The 14569-nt window shown below is 37.1% G+C and carries 14 protein-coding genes; 2 read left to right on the forward strand and 12 right to left on the reverse strand.

Annotated features, from left to right (window positions below; genetic code table 11):
- Positions 1-114: 114 nt before the first annotated feature.
- The 8 genes from APB85_RS12860 to APB85_RS12895 all read right to left on the reverse strand — a co-directional run bounded on the left by APB85_RS12860 (position 115) and on the right by APB85_RS12895 (position 9290).
- Positions 115-2547: a TonB-dependent receptor gene (locus APB85_RS12860; RefSeq protein WP_057481212.1), complete on the reverse strand. Its 2433-nt coding sequence runs from the start codon at positions 2545-2547 to the stop codon at positions 115-117.
- Complete coding sequence (locus tag APB85_RS12865; protein WP_057481213.1) at positions 2528-3892, reverse strand: HTTM domain-containing protein; 1365 nt, start codon at positions 3890-3892, stop codon at positions 2528-2530. The genes APB85_RS12860 and APB85_RS12865 overlap by 20 nt, the downstream gene beginning before the upstream one ends.
- Before the next feature lie 7 nt (positions 3893-3899).
- A complete protein-coding gene (locus APB85_RS12870; RefSeq protein ID WP_057481214.1) occupies positions 3900-5018 on the reverse strand; it encodes an imelysin family protein in 1119 nt (372 codons plus the stop codon).
- A gap of 57 nt (positions 5019-5075) precedes the next feature.
- Positions 5076-6278, reverse strand: a complete 1203-nt coding sequence (locus tag APB85_RS12875) for a DUF4856 domain-containing protein (protein ID WP_057481215.1) — start codon at positions 6276-6278, stop codon at positions 5076-5078.
- A gap of 129 nt (positions 6279-6407) precedes the next feature.
- Positions 6408-7271: a hydroxymethylglutaryl-CoA lyase gene (locus APB85_RS12880; protein WP_057481216.1), complete on the reverse strand. Its 864-nt coding sequence runs from the start codon at positions 7269-7271 to the stop codon at positions 6408-6410.
- A gap of 125 nt (positions 7272-7396) precedes the next feature.
- The gene (locus APB85_RS12885) at positions 7397-8011 is read right to left on the reverse strand and encodes a LysE family translocator (protein ID WP_057481217.1); all 615 of its coding nucleotides are present in this window, start codon (positions 8009-8011) and stop codon (positions 7397-7399) included.
- 3 nt (positions 8012-8014) lie between these two features.
- Positions 8015-8263, reverse strand: a complete 249-nt coding sequence (locus tag APB85_RS12890; protein ID WP_063870576.1) for a hypothetical protein — start codon at positions 8261-8263, stop codon at positions 8015-8017.
- A gap of 7 nt (positions 8264-8270) precedes the next feature.
- Complete coding sequence (locus APB85_RS12895) at positions 8271-9290, reverse strand: quinone-dependent dihydroorotate dehydrogenase (protein WP_057481218.1); 1020 nt, start codon at positions 9288-9290, stop codon at positions 8271-8273.
- 219 nt (positions 9291-9509) lie between these two features.
- Between APB85_RS12895 and pepT the strand changes: the two genes are divergently transcribed.
- The gene (gene pepT, locus APB85_RS12900; RefSeq protein ID WP_057481219.1) at positions 9510-10751 is read left to right on the forward strand and encodes a peptidase T; all 1242 of its coding nucleotides are present in this window, start codon (positions 9510-9512) and stop codon (positions 10749-10751) included.
- 23 nt (positions 10752-10774) lie between these two features.
- Complete coding sequence (locus APB85_RS12905) at positions 10775-11368, forward strand: YdeI/OmpD-associated family protein (RefSeq protein ID WP_057481220.1); 594 nt, start codon at positions 10775-10777, stop codon at positions 11366-11368.
- A 160-nt stretch (positions 11369-11528) separates the two neighbouring features.
- On the opposite strand, the gene yajC is transcribed toward APB85_RS12905, so the two are convergent.
- The 4 genes from yajC to APB85_RS12925 all read right to left on the reverse strand — a co-directional run bounded on the left by yajC (position 11529) and on the right by APB85_RS12925 (position 14502).
- On the reverse strand, positions 11529-11855 hold the full coding sequence (gene yajC, locus APB85_RS12910) for a preprotein translocase subunit YajC (protein WP_057481221.1): 327 nt from the start codon (positions 11853-11855) through the stop codon (positions 11529-11531).
- Between the two features lie 3 nt (positions 11856-11858).
- Positions 11859-12323, reverse strand: coding sequence for a DUF1573 domain-containing protein (locus APB85_RS12915; protein ID WP_057481222.1), 465 nt, complete (start codon positions 12321-12323; stop codon positions 11859-11861).
- Positions 12324-12371: 48 nt separating this feature from the next.
- Complete coding sequence (gene nusB, locus APB85_RS12920; protein WP_057481223.1) at positions 12372-13316, reverse strand: transcription antitermination factor NusB; 945 nt, start codon at positions 13314-13316, stop codon at positions 12372-12374.
- Between the two features lie 82 nt (positions 13317-13398).
- The gene (locus APB85_RS12925; protein WP_057481224.1) at positions 13399-14502 is read right to left on the reverse strand and encodes a Glu/Leu/Phe/Val family dehydrogenase; all 1104 of its coding nucleotides are present in this window, start codon (positions 14500-14502) and stop codon (positions 13399-13401) included.
- Positions 14503-14569: the final 67 nt, after the last annotated feature.

A 14569-nucleotide genomic window follows, 5' to 3' on the forward strand; every position in this document is an offset into this window, starting at 1 on the left:
TGAAATAGAGGAGTTTTCCGGGTTTAACTCTCATCTAATTTCATACAAATTATTATCGCATTTGGGAACCAGCCTTATGAGCGAGTTTAAAATAAATTAAGCTTAAATAAATCTTTAAAACTTAAACTGAATGCTTGAATACCAGCTAATTGGTTGCGCCGGAATGATACCGGGACCTGGATAACCCGTAGCTCTCCTCGTGAAATATGAATTATCTAAAAGATTGTTCACCCCGGTTTCCAATTTAAACTTCCCAAAACTATAGGAAGCCGAAAAATCTAAAATACCGTAAGCCGGGATACTCCCTTCTATTCCACGTTGATTATCATTAATATCCTGCGGCGCATTCGTAGCATCTGTGTACTGTTTTGATAGGTAGGTATACTGGAAACCAGCCAGGAAATTAGAATATCCAAAATTCAAACCTGTTTTAAGGTTCACGTAAGGGATAAATTCAACCTGGTTTCCTTCAACATTAGTTTCTCCAGAAGCAGTATATTCAGAATTTGTAAAAGCCGTGTTCACAAAAAGATTCAAGCGATAATTTTCAGCTTGTTCAAAAAAGGTATTTCGAATATTCCAATCGGCAAAAGTCTCTACGCCATAGATAAAAGCATCTCCAATATTTCCACGCTTTCTTACTATAAAACCATCTTCAACTCCCAGGACTTCTCCAATTCTATCCTGATACCATAAACCGAAGATACTGGCATCATAAGACAAATAATTCTTCAACCTTCCCCTAATTCCAAAATCTGAAGTAAAACCCCTTTCTTCTGAAATATTTGGGTCTACCACAAAACTGGGATTTACTATCCTAATGTCACTAAAGGTAACCGACCTATAATTTTGAGAAAAATTCCCGTATAACTCATTAGAAGCATCTAAATTATAACTGGCTCCAACGCCTAATAAAGCAAAACTTCTTTCCAAATCTTTTTCCTCTTCCCGGGTTTCATTAATCAAAGGATTATTGGCCAGATCGAGAATTATTTCTTTGTAAGAACCGTTGGCCTTCGTATTAATATATTCGATTCTGAAACCGGGAGTAATAGATAGTTTATTCGTTAGGTTAAAAATGTTCTCTCCAAAAAACGCCAGGTTTTTATTCGGGAAATTGTATTCTGATTGCCTTGGGTAATTCGGAAATTGATCGTTTGTAAATGTAAATTCCGCCTTGGCCGATGTTGTTCCTGGACCTTGTTTCTGAAAATTATTAGCATCGTAATATTTACTTCCAACCAGTAAAACCGATTCTTCATCAAACAAATTATACCTTGTTAGCAACCTTGCCTCTGCTCCCCAGTTAGAAAAATCGTCTACCAATAATTCCCTTGGTGCAGAAAGATCGTCTGGCTGTGAGACCCTATTTTCTCTAAAACCAACCGCTTTTCGCGAAGCATCTAAACCGAACAGATTTAGGCTAAAATCTGTTTTATCAGAAAAACTGTGCTCAAATTTTAACGCATATAGATTCCAATTTACATCAAACCAGTTTCTTTCCCTATTGCTATAATCTGGGTTTTCATAAAACTGCGCATCTGTAAGCCCGCCGGGTTGCTGAGCCAGATAATCTAAATAAGTATATTCAAAACTCAGCTTGGTTCTATCGTTAAAATCCCAGGCGAGATGAGTAAAAAAATTATTAGAATCATATTCTGAATTTGGCCTGAATCCTTCTCCCGATTTATAGTTGTAATAGGTATAGTAGCTAAATTTCCCAATAGTACCGGCCAAACTATTAAAACTGGTAAAAAGATTATAAGAACCAACAGATTGCCTGGAGACTAACTCCACTTTCTTATCACGCGGAGGTTCTTTAAATTTAAAATTGATGAGACCGCCAAATTGTGTTCCATATTGGAGAGAAGCTGCACCACGAACCACCTGGATTTCTCTAAGTGCTTCCGGCGGTGGTGTATAATAACTTTCGGGATATCCAAGTACATCTGCCGAGATATCATAACCGTTCTGGCGGGTATTAAAATTCTGGGTTCGGTTAGGATCAAGACCACGACCACCAATATTCAATTGAAGTCCTGCATCACCATTATCGTATATATTTAAACCAACCACCTGGCTGTAAATTTCCCTGGCATTATTTGCTGCAAGATTTCCGGAAACCTTATCCATTACTACCACCTCACTTTTTTTCCCGGCATAAATCGCAGTCCCCTCTACTTTTCTAAGTTTCCGTAAAGCGAAAAGCTGCTCCCTCCTATTGGTGATCATCACTTCGCTTAAACTTTCGGCTAAAGGCGAAAGGCTGAATTCCATTTCAAGATCACCATTTATAGTTATTTGCTTTTCCAGAATGGCATATTCGTAACTAAAAACAGCAAATTCATAAGTGCCTGAACTAATATCTGTAATTTCAAAATCACCATTTTCATTGGCTACAGTTACTTCAGATTCCGTTTTATTCCAAACTTCAGCATTGGGAATGGGTTCCCCGGTTTCTGCAGAAATCACCTTTCCGCTAAACGTATGCTGGGCGTAAACGAATGATCCCAAAAAGAATAATATACTAAAGACCTTTAATTTCATCTTCAAATGGTAAAATGAATGTTTTATGTTTAAAAGAGTCCGCGAAATTAAGCAAATTAACTTCCGGGTCTATATAAGGAGTGCTCTTTCTTCCGTTGAGAGCTACATAGTTCTCTACATAGATCTCTATATTTTCGTGACCATCTTTTTCAAAATGATCAGCTAAAAAATGAGCATATTGAAGAATGAAATCTGGCTGAAATGACATTTGTTTCTCCTGAAAAGGAGTAAGAAAATCTGAATTATCTACATAAAATCTATTTCCGGTCTCTGCATTTACAACTTTAAACTGCGCGTAGCCGGCTTTTTCCATAAGCATTACTCTCCAGGAAAATCTAAAACCTTCTTCTGTCCAGAATAATTCTCCAGGATATAATAGATACCTCCACGGAAATAAAAGCTGAATAACAAAAAATACTGAAAGCACACTAATACTCACCTTCTTCTTTATTCCTGAAAATTGATAGATTTTTAAGTTATCAAATCTATGTTTTGATATCCTGAACCATTTCGATATAAAATTCAATATTTTATGGTGAACCTGCGGACTAAAAAAGATCAATGCGCTAACTATCATAATAAATGGAAACATCCCTATTGGGAAAAGCACGCGCGTAAGCACGTGAAAAACTATCACCATTAAAAAAGCTATAAAGCGGGTTCTTTTCCAAAGCAAAAGAAAAGGGATAAAGAGATCATAGAGCATACCGCTCCAGCTAAATGCATAATGCACCCATTCCTCTTGCATTAGATCTCCCAGCAAAGGGAGGTCGTATTTTGAAGGCAGCCATATTTTTAACGGCATAGCTTTGAAAAGCCAATCGGAATTAATTTTTGCAAGTCCCGCATAGAAATACACAATCCCCAGCAATAGTTTTATTGCATCTATACACCATTGCGGTATCTTTTGAAAAGCCCTGGCGGGATTTCGCCAGGCATCTATAGAAAAATAGGCATTAGCCGGTAAGAAAATCATCAGGAAACTAAGGATACTGATGAAGTAGTAATGATTTAGATAAGTGGTTTTATCAATCAGCTCGATATAGGTGAAACTGAGGAAAAACAGAATAATCGCGACGCGGTATTTATAACCTACGGCCACCATTAAGGCGGCAATACCACAAAATATAAAAAGTAAATAAGTGAAATCTCCCAGGGGTTTCACCCATTCAAATCCATAATAAGAAAAGAAGAATTTTGGAGCGATATATAATTTTTCGATCCAGCCATTTAGCCAGAATCTAACTATACTGGCAAACATCATAAACCCAAAAAACAAACGAAAAACCGCCAAAGGGGCGGCTTCCGTAGTCTTTTTTAGATATTTGCTCAGCGAAAGTTGCATCAACGATTTAGTCTCCGTCAGAATCTACATAATCTACGCTAATAGAAAGTGCCTGCATCATATCTACTTTCAATAGAACCACTTCTTTTTGAAGTTCATCAAATGCAGCTAACATCTTAGAATTATCTGTTTCCACTTGCGATTTCAGGTTGCTATCCAATTCTGAACTTTGAGCTCTAATTGCTGAAAATTGATCGGCTATAGAAGCAGTAATACTTTCTGAACTTGTAGCATCTTGCATATATTTAAGATACTGATAGTAACTGAGACCATTTTCACCTCCATTAACTTTAACGCCATAATAGAAATCTTCAAAACTATCTAAAGCTTGTAGATACAGATTTTTAGAAATATCTCCGGCATAAAGAGCCTCTACATTTGTTGGGGAAGGAGAACCGGTAAAAGCACCGGCCGGATAGCCGATTTTCCCAGACCTTAGGATCTTCTCAAAATACATTACATAATCATTGGTAAATCGGTCTACAGATCCTGTGCTAGAAGAGCTCGTGTTATTCACAAAAGTATCTCTATAATCACCTTCCCAGGAAGCTGTAACTTCAGTAGTTAACGCATTTATTCTTTCGGTGACTGCTACGATATAATTAATATATTCTGGATTTGCAGCAAAAACTTCCAGGGTTTCTTCTGTTGATCCGTATGAATACAGTAAATAATCTAAAGCAGGAAATCCTTGTTCTGCAAAATTTGAAGGCAGCTCAAGGTTATAACTTCCGGAAGCTATTTTAGATTCAATATTTTCTGTTTTTGTAGGATAGGTATTAAGGAAGCTGCGATAATTCAATTCTTCAGCTTTTCCTATTTGAAACATCTCAACGGTTTGAAATTCCTGATAAGCTACTTTGTATTGCGCTCTAAGAACATTTAGCTCGGTAGTTCCGGGATTTTCAGCAAAAGCTTTTGCAATATCTTCCAACTTCTGAGTTTCTTCCTGGAAAGCTACAAAAGAAGGCACAATAATATTATCTGCCCAATTTGCCAGCATTTCACCTCTGTCAAAATTGTCGCCGCCATTAGAATCACCTCCATTATCACCATCATCTTCTGTACTACAGGCAACAGCAAATAATAATGTTGCAATCAATAAAAATTTTGAAATCTTAATCATAGCTATAAATATTAAAAACCGGAGCAGACTAAGCCTTACTCCGGCTAATTTTTTTAATTATACATCGGCTACAGTAAACTCAAAGGGAGCAGCAATCTCTTCAGCGATACTATCCAAAGTTTCTGGAGTTACGTCCCAAAAACCGTTTCCATTCATTAACTGTTCTAAATAATTCTCTACATTTCCAGCAGAAATATACGGTGCGCCAGTCTCTGGGTTATGGGTAAACTTAAGACTATAAATAAAACCGTAACCTTCAGACAGGGAATGGAAAGCAGCTCCATACTCCTCATTTGCCAATTGATTTTTACCGGCCTGCAGATAATATATCGCTCTAACAGCGATAAGCGTTGAAATATTCTCACGAATAATTTCCACTTGTTCATCACGGGTTTGATAATCTCCAGCAACAATTGCAGCTCTACCGACTTTAAAGGCCTCAAAAGTTTCTTCTGCAATACCTTCAAAATCACTATCACCATCTACGCTACCCATATATTTAAATAATAGCGCATCTTTATTATCGTTTAAAACTGAATTAGGATCTTCTGCCGGGATAGAAGGATCCCCATAAAGATACCCATAAGCTTCATCCCACTTGTGTTCCATAGTAGTATAAGCTTTTCCTTCTTCAACTACACCGGCATCATTGTTCTCACGATTATCAGCTTCATCTAAAACTGCCTGAGAAAGGTAGTTATTCAATATCTGATCGGCCAACAAGCCACCAATTAAACCTTTTGCAAAAGCCTGGTTCATTTCCAAACCTTTTGCATTTATATACCTAACATTTGTACCCTGGGCGATCTGGCCTGCCATTCCAGCTTCAGCCAACTCATTCCTATTGTCTTTTACCGCAGTAAATTGCTCTGTAATATATGAATCGAAATCACTTTTTATTTCTGCACTTTCAACCGTATTTGCTGAGAAATACAATTTAGAAGCAGCTACTTTAGATTTTACACTTTTAGAAGATTCGTTAAGGCTTGCATTTTCAAAAGGAGCGTTTTCATTTGCAAACATATTAAGCAAAAGATCTTCACTTCCATTTTCAAAATCGGTAAACTTAGAGAGAATTTCAGAAGTCATTTGAAGTCTCGTAGTTTGCCCCGAATAGCTTACTGTAGAAGCACCTTCTCTTTCAAAATTGTAGGTTGCAGGAATTTCTAATTCCGTATTTTCTGGAGAAACATCATCATCAGATGAACAAGAGGCAAGCGTAAGCCCGCCTAAGATTGCTGAGAAAAACAGCTTTTTCATAATGCTTTATTTAGACTGATTAAAGTTATTGAGCAGCAAATATAAAAACACATTTTCTTTAGGGCAAGTTTATTTAGATTAATTTTAAATAGCTTTTTCTAATAATCTTTAAAATTAAAATAAACACTACTAATGGTAGACGTTGAAAATTTTAGAAGCTTCGTTGAAGGCCGACTCAAAACTGGTCATTTTAATATTGGAATCTGCCTTTTTGGAGTTGAAGTAAGAGAGCATTTTTTCTGAAGGCATATTACCGGTAAGCTCATCTTTAGCCATTGGGCAACCACCAAACCCCTGTATTGCGCCGTCAAATCTTCTGCAACCGGCTTTGTAAGCCGCATCAATTTTTTCGTGCCATTTTGTGGGCGTGGTATGCAGATGCGCTCCAAATTCAATTTCAGGATATTTAGGAATCAAATTTGAGAATAAATACTCAATAATATCCGGGGAAGAAGTTCCAATGGTATCAGATAAAGAAAGAATTTGCACACCCATCGCCGATAACTTTTCGGTCCACTCACCTACAATTTCCACATCCCACGGATCACCATAAGGATTGCCAAACCCCATAGAGAGATAAGCCACCACTTTTTTATTAGATCTTTCAGCGATCTCCAGGATTTCACTTAAAATCTCAACAGATTCGGCTATGGTTTTATGCGTATTACGCATTTGGAAATTTTCGGAAATAGAAAAAGGATAACCCAAATAATCAATTTCTGGATGTAACGAGGCATCTTGCGCCCCACGGGTATTCGCAACGATAGCCAGCAGCTTGCTTTTTGTAGTAGAAAGATCTAATTTGGATAAAACCTCAGCAGTATCAGCCATTTGCGGAATCGCTTTGGGAGAAACAAAACTTCCAAAATCTATGGTATCAAATCCGCAACGGAGCAAAGACTGAATATACTGTACTTTTTTTTCCGTAGGAATAAAGGTTTTTATTCCCTGCATCGCATCTCGCGGACACTCGATAAGCTTGATTTTATCCATATCTCCAAAGATAGTATTTTAAGGAATATTTAAAAACCAATGCAAAATAATTCATTTTATTAAATTGATAGCATTCAAAACAGCGTACTATTAATTTTCCTTTAAGGCTATCCGATAAAAATACTCTAAATAAGGATAAAACTTGCAATCCCAATAAAAGCTACAATTTGCAGCCATTTTAATACAATCCCGGAATGCTTATGCTTTTTAAGGTAGTTAGATATTTTTCCCGCCAATAAGGCTACACTTCCAAAAATAAGAATAGTTAAAAGCATAAAGAAAGCACCTAAAATATAGAATTGTAGCACGGTATTGCCGTTTGACTCCCAAAGAAAACCCGGAAAAAAAGCAAGAAAGAATATAGTCACTTTTGGATTAAGCACATTCATAATAAATCCCTGCTTAAAAAGAGAAAACAAGGATTTCTCTTTTATCCCTTCCGCAGAATAGGCGATCTCTGGATCGCTTTTAAAAACCTGCCAGGCAAGATATAGTAGGTAAATTGCCCCAAATAGTTTGATGATAAAAAAAAGCGTATCAGAATTTTTAATTATTGCTGAAACCCCAAATGCGACCAGGCTGGTATGAATTATAATTCCGGTTGCAAGACCAAGAGCGGTTACAAAGCCATGTTTTTTACCATTGGCCATTCCCTGAACCATAACGTAAATAATATCTGGTCCCGGAGAAATAGTGAGGACCGCCGAAGCGGTTAAAAACGGAATAAGTTGTTCTAACAAAATTTAGCGTCTTTCAGATTTCTTTCTCGTCAACACAAAATAAAGTACGTAAAACCAGCTAAAAATCCCGTGTATAACCATTAATAAAACCGACCGGTTACGAGTCCATGAGGTAATTGCAGCTATTACAGTACCAAAGCTAATTCCATTGATGATCACTGATTGCTGAACTTGCGAGGTACCATCAGAAAAACTATATGCATCCAGGCTAATTAAAACTAAGGTTAAAAAAGTAAGGTAGAATTTCTTCATTTATTTATTATTTTCTGCCTAAAATAGCTTGATTTATCTTTTTAATCAACCCCGGGCCTTCATAAATAAATCCGGTGTATAATTGCACTAAACTGGCACCTGCATCCAGTTTTTCCAGGGCGTCTTCAGCCGTATGAATTCCACCAACCCCAATAATAGGAAAAGCCTTATTGCTTTTATCTGAAAGAAAGCGAATTACTTCTGTAGCACGATTCTTTAAAGGTTTACCGCTTAGTCCGCCGGTTTCGTTCTTATTTTCAGATTGTAAACCTTCCCGAGAGATTGTGGTGTTCGTCGCAATTACCCCTGCTATCTTTGTCTCCTTTACAATATCGATTATATCTAAAAGTTGAGCATCGGTAAGATCGGGAGCTATTTTGAGTAAGATAGGTTTCTGCTTTGGTTTTTTAGCATTTAAGTTTTGCAGGGTATTCAACAAATTAGTGAGTGGCTCTTTATCCTGTAACTCACGTAAATTTGGCGTATTTGGTGAACTCACATTCACCACAAAATAGTTTACGTAATCGTAAAGCGCCTCAAAACATATTTTGTAATCTTCTACCGCATTTTCGTTTGGCGTGATCTTATTTTTCCCAATATTCCCCCCAATTAGTACATTTTTATTCTTTTTTAAACGCTTAACCGCAGCTTCAACCCCGTCGTTATTAAAACCCATTCGGTTAATAATCGCATTGTCTTCTTTTAACCTGAAAAGTCGCTTTTTTTCATTTCCCGGTTGCGGTTTTGGAGTAACTGTTCCTATTTCAATAAAGCCGAATCCAAGATCTGAGAGTTCTCGAAAAAGCTTCGCATCTTTATCAAATCCTGCGGCAAGACCCACCGGATTTTTAAATTTTAAACCGAAAACCTCCCGTTCTAACCGCGGATCTTCAAGCTGAAATTTCTTTTTTATAATACTTCTGAAAGCGGCAGTTTTGCCTAATTTCTTTAAAGTTTTAAAAGTGAAGTGATGCACCCATTCCGGATCGAATCGAAATAACAGAGGTCTAATCGAAGATTTGTACATAAAAGTTGATTTGTGCAAAAATAGAAGGAAATCATAAAAAACCAGTCCTAATTCTTAAAAGGTTTTGAGGCTGAAATACGAATGTTTAATTTTGAAAATGAAGAACCTTAGTGCTAGCACGTGAGGTATAACTTGAAAAGAACAAGAACACGAGGACAGCCTCGGATTCCCGATATTTCCCGGGATTAATTCTCGATTATCGAGTAAACTACTAACCAAATGATTAACAAACAGCGCATCATAGATCGTTTTATCAGTTACATAACCATAGACACCCAAAGCGATCCAGAAAGCCAGACTACACCAAGTACCGAAAAGCAATGGGTTCTAGCCAGGAAATTAGCCGATGAATTACAGGAAATGGGCATGACCGAGGTTAGTATAGACGATCACGCCTACGTAATGGCTACGCTACCCGCAAATGTACCACACCAGGTTCCGGTTATTGGCTTTATTTCTCATTTTGATACTTCTCCCGATTTTAATGCTACCGATATCAAGCCTCAAATTATTGAGGATTATGACGGAAAAGATATTGTGCTGAACGAAGAGAAAAATATTATTCTTTCTTCTGAATATTTTGATGACCTGAAACAATATAAGGGTCAAACCATAATCACTACCGATGGTACCAGCCTTTTAAGCGCCGATGATAAAGCAGGGATTACCGAGATTATGACAGCGATGCAATATTTGATTGATAATCCAGAGATTCCACACGGGAAGATTCGAGTAGGTTTTACGCCAGATGAAGAAATTGGTCGCGGCGCACATAAATTTGATGTTGAAAAATTTGGCGCTGAATGGGCATACACAATGGATGGCAGCCAGATTGGAGAGCTTGAATTTGAAAATTTTAACGCAGCCAAAGCTATTGTTAAAGTACGCGGGAAGGGAGTGCATCCCGGCTATGCCAAAGATAAAATGGTAAACAGCCAGTACATTGCTGTAGATTTCATCAACTCATTACCAAGGTTAGAAACACCCGAACATACCGAAGATCGGCAAGGATTTTTTCATCTAAGTAGTATGAAAGGTGACGTTGAAGAAACCTTGTTGGAATATATAATTAGAGATCATGATCTGGGACATTTTAATGCGAGAAAAGAAATGATGCAAGACCTGGCTTCAGAGATTTGTTCTCAATATGAGAGTGACTGTATTTCAGTTGAAATTACGGACCAGTATTTTAATATGCGAGAAAAAATTGAACCGGTAATGCATATTATAGAGATTGCTAAAGAAGCCATGAAAGAAGCAAATGTTGAACCACTTCTAAAACCAATTCGTGGCGGAACCGATGGAGCTCAACTAAGTTATATGGGACTTCCCTGCCCTAATATTTTTGCCGGAGGCCATAATTTCCACGGAAAATACGAATATGTGCCGGTAGAAAGCATGCAAAAAGCCACAGAAGTGATCGTGAAAATCGCAGAAATGACTTCAATGAAATACAAATAACCCGTGTTTTAATAGGCTGAAAAATGGCTGTAAAATCTGTACAGGAATATATTGAAACTCATCCTATCTGGGAAAAAGAGCTGGAGTCTTTAAGAGCTATAATGCAAAATACTGAGCTAGAAGAATGCATAAAATGGGGTGCACCTGTTTATGCACTGAAAGGAAAAAATGTTGCAGGCATCGCAGCTTTTAAAAATCATTGTGCACTTTGGTTTTTTAATGGCGCTCTATTAAAAGAAAACACGATTTTACTCCATAACGCGCAGGAAGGAAAAACCAAAGCTTTAAGACAAATAAGGTTTGAGAAAGGCGATAAAATAGAACCTGAAATTCTTCAGAAATACGTTCTTGAAGCTATCCAAATTCAGCGGGAAGGCAAAGAAATAAAACCGGTACCTTCAAAAGAGCTAGTCGTTCCTTCGGAATTACAAGCTGCTTTTAAAGAAGATAAGAATCTGGAGACATCCTTTCAGCAATTAACAAAAGGAAAACAAAGAGAATACGCCGATTATATTTCTCAGGCAAAGAGAGAAACTACAAAACAATCCCGTTTGGAGAAAATTAAACCGATGATTAAAAACGGCGAAGGACTTCACGATAAGTATAAAAACTGCTAAACGAGGTAGACGGTATTTTATCTCGAGCGTCGGGAGGTCACAAAATCTAAGATATTAGACCCTGAAACAAGTTCAGGGTGATGTGCCAAAAACTTCTAAAAAATAAAAATCCCCAGGCATTAGTGCTGGGGATTTTAGATTCTATATTAAAACAGGGAAACTATTTCTTTTCTTTAATGGCTTTTGCCTTACTTTCTTTTTCTGGCTTGGCCGGTTCGTTGAGTTTTTTACTCATTTCCATCGAGATGGAAGAACGATCAAAAGTTATTTTTCCTGCTCCGGTTTCTATAATAACCGCATTATTTTTTTCGCTAAAGTCAACGACTTTGCCGTGCATACCACTTTTGGTTACCACACGATCTCCGCGTTTTAATTCGGAAGCATAATTACGCTCTTGTTTAGCTTTTTTCATTTGCGGGCGTATCATAAAAAAATACACCACCACAAACATTAATATTATTGGGGCAAACTGGGTTAATTGATCCATTTACTAGCTAGCGTTTTGTTCGGTTTCTACAAAGGCTTTAATTCTAAGACGCTCTGTACCTGCTTCTGTGTTTGCAGTTACTGTAACTGTTTTAGTTACCTGCCCGTTTCCAGAACCATTAAATTTCACCAACATTTCACCAGTTTCTCCCGGTTGAATTGGCTCTTTAGTATAAGAAGGTACTGTACAACCACAAGTACTTCTTGCATTTGTAATTACCAATGGTGCCTGGCCGGTATTGGTGAAAGTAAAAGTATGCTCTACATTTTTACCTTTTGGAATATTCCCAAAATCGTGTTCAGATTCTTCAAACTCCATTTTTGGATAAACGGTAGCCTGCGCATCACGCTCTGCAGCGCTTTCTACATTTTCAGCTTTTACTTTTTCTGAGGCGTTATTGTTGTTATCTTTACAAGAAGTAAATAGCAGCGCCCCCACTGCAGCTAACATTAAGATTCCATTTTTCATAATAGTGAACTTTATAATTTAATTTTTAAAATTAAGAAATTTTATTCATTACATAAGGCCTCGCCCTACTTTATTTAACTTATTGTCTTCCTTATATTCTTTAGATAATTTATCTAATACTCCATTTATAAAAATACTGCTTTTTGGCGTACTGTATTCTTTTGCCAGCTCCAGGTATTCGTTGATAGTAACCTTTACCGGTATTGAAGGAAATTTAAGGAATTCACAGATCGCCATTTTCATAAGGATCATATCAATTTCTGCAATTCGGTCTTTATCCCAGTTTGGGGTTTTACCCAGCATTTCTTTTGCAAGCACATCATCATTCAAATAAGTTTTTCTGAATAACTCTTTAGCAAAATCCTTGTCATCATCATTTTTATAAAGATTCCCAAGCTTCATATTCTCAGCAGAATTCGGCTTTAATTTCTGAAGGAACTTTAAAACGGCGGTATTTACAATTGGTAAATCGTCAATCCAGGTAAGTTTTGCATCTTCCAGGTAATCATAAAGCTTTTCATTAGGAGCGATAATTTCTTTAAAAACAGCGATGATAAACTCTTTATCTTCCTTGAAACTGGATTCGCGAGTTTCCATATAATTTTTATAGATATCGCTTTTCTTTAATGCTTCCCAGATAATCTGCACATAATCATCATCCCTTTTCCAATGTGTTATTTTTCTTGATTCCAGGGCATCCTGTAGACTCTCATTATTTTTGAAAATCTCAAAAATAGCGTTGGAAATAAATTTTTTGTTGGGATCTTTTTCCTCGCTGGTAGCAAGGTGCTTTTGTTGAGATTTTTCTAAAAAGTTTTCGGCCTGGCCTTTCAACTCTTCAATTAGGCTTAATTGAACCAGAAAAAGATCGTACATCTCTTCCATACTCTTGAGCAGGAATTTCTCCTCGGTTCCCAGGTTGTCGTTTTGGCTTTGGTTAAAGGCGTAAAGTGACTGCATTACTTTAACCCGAATATGTCTTCTTGTCAACATAAGTGTAAAAGAACTTTTTAGAATTAGAAAAGGCGAAAGAATATTCTTTCGCCTTGCAAAAATACCAAACTTTTGAAATTGACTACTTCAAATTCTGATTTTTTCTATCATCAATTCGTTGTTGTGCAATTTTAAGTGCAGCAAAGTGTGAGGTCATATCATCCTTATCTGCTTTGCTTAGAATTTCTAATGTTGTATTGTAAATATTTTCTGTTTTACGCATAATTTCCTTCCTGTCGTAATTCTCAAGTTCTGCGTAAACATTTATAATTCCGCCGGCATTAATTAAGAAATCTGGAGCGTAAACAATCCCTCTTTCTCTAAGAATTTTTCCGTGAGTAAGCTCATCGGCTAGCTGGTTGTTTGCGGCACCAGCGATTACTTTAGCTTTAATGCGCTTTACAGTTTCGTCATTAATAGTTGCACCAAGAGCGCAAGGTGCATAAATATCTACTTCGGCCCCGTATACATCAGAACCTTCAAAAATTATAGCGCCGTACTTATCTCTTACTGCTTCCAGTCTTTCTTCATTAATATCACTGATATAAACTTTAGCACCATCCTGGGTTAAATGCTCTACAAGTGTTTCACCAACATGTCCAATCCCCTGAACTAAAACTGATTTCCCTTCAAGATCGTCACTTCCAAATTTATGCTTTGCAGATGCTTTTAAGCCCATAAAAACACCATAAGCTGTGATTGGAGAAGGATTTCCCGCACCACCTTTATCTTCAGAAATTCCGGTTACGTATTTAGTAACTTCACGCACGGTATCCATATCGGCAGTTTCCATTCCCACATCTTCTGCGGTGATATATTTTCCGCTTAGAGAGTCTACAAAACGTCCAAAACTCTTCATTAGTTCTGGAGTTTTTTGAGTTTTAGCGTCGCCAATAATAACAGCTTTACCACCTCCAAGATTAAGTCCTGTAATTGCACTTTTATAAGTCATCCCACGAGAAAGGCGTAAAACATCGTTTAATGCTTCCCATTCACTACTGTAGTTCCACATTCTGGTTCCTCCAAGCGCTGGTCCTAAAACCGTGTTATGGATACCAATAATTGCCTTTAAACCTGTATCTTTGTCGTTGCAAAAAACTACTTGCTCGTGGTCGTTAAAAGAGAGCTGACCGAATACTGGTGCAGACTTTTTTAGTTCATTTGCATTTAGAACATCAACTTGCATAACTTGTTACGTTTTATAAATTAGCGTTTTCATTTTTCTGAAAATCACTGTGCAAAAATAAAGAATA

It is taken from the genome of Salegentibacter mishustinae (assembly GCF_002900095.1).
Classification (GTDB): Bacteria; Bacteroidota; Bacteroidia; order Flavobacteriales; family Flavobacteriaceae; genus Salegentibacter; species Salegentibacter mishustinae.

Coding starts and splice junctions, on each gene's coding strand:
- APB85_RS12875 (WP_057481215.1), bottom strand. CDS start 6,278: ATGAAAAAGCTGTTTTTCTCAGCAATCTTAGGCGGGCTTACGCTTGCC.
- APB85_RS12870 (WP_057481214.1), bottom strand. CDS start 5,018: ATGATTAAGATTTCAAAATTTTTATTGATTGCAACATTATTATTTGCT.
- pepT (WP_057481219.1), top strand. CDS start 9,510: ATGATTAACAAACAGCGCATCATAGATCGTTTTATCAGTTACATAACC.
- APB85_RS12865 (WP_057481213.1), bottom strand. CDS start 3,892: ATGCAACTTTCGCTGAGCAAATATCTAAAAAAGACTACGGAAGCCGCC.
- APB85_RS12915 (WP_057481222.1), bottom strand. CDS start 12,323: ATGAAAAATGGAATCTTAATGTTAGCTGCAGTGGGGGCGCTGCTATTT.
- nusB (WP_057481223.1), bottom strand. CDS start 13,316: ATGTTGACAAGAAGACATATTCGGGTTAAAGTAATGCAGTCACTTTAC.
- APB85_RS12905 (WP_057481220.1), top strand. CDS start 10,775: ATGGCTGTAAAATCTGTACAGGAATATATTGAAACTCATCCTATCTGG.
- APB85_RS12925 (WP_057481224.1), bottom strand. CDS start 14,502: ATGCAAGTTGATGTTCTAAATGCAAATGAACTAAAAAAGTCTGCACCA.
- APB85_RS12895 (WP_057481218.1), bottom strand. CDS start 9,290: ATGTACAAATCTTCGATTAGACCTCTGTTATTTCGATTCGATCCGGAA.
- APB85_RS12880 (WP_057481216.1), bottom strand. CDS start 7,271: ATGGATAAAATCAAGCTTATCGAGTGTCCGCGAGATGCGATGCAGGGA.
- APB85_RS12860 (WP_057481212.1), bottom strand. CDS start 2,547: ATGAAATTAAAGGTCTTTAGTATATTATTCTTTTTGGGATCATTCGTT.
- APB85_RS12890 (WP_063870576.1), bottom strand. CDS start 8,263: ATGAAGAAATTCTACCTTACTTTTTTAACCTTAGTTTTAATTAGCCTG.
- yajC (WP_057481221.1), bottom strand. CDS start 11,855: ATGGATCAATTAACCCAGTTTGCCCCAATAATATTAATGTTTGTGGTG.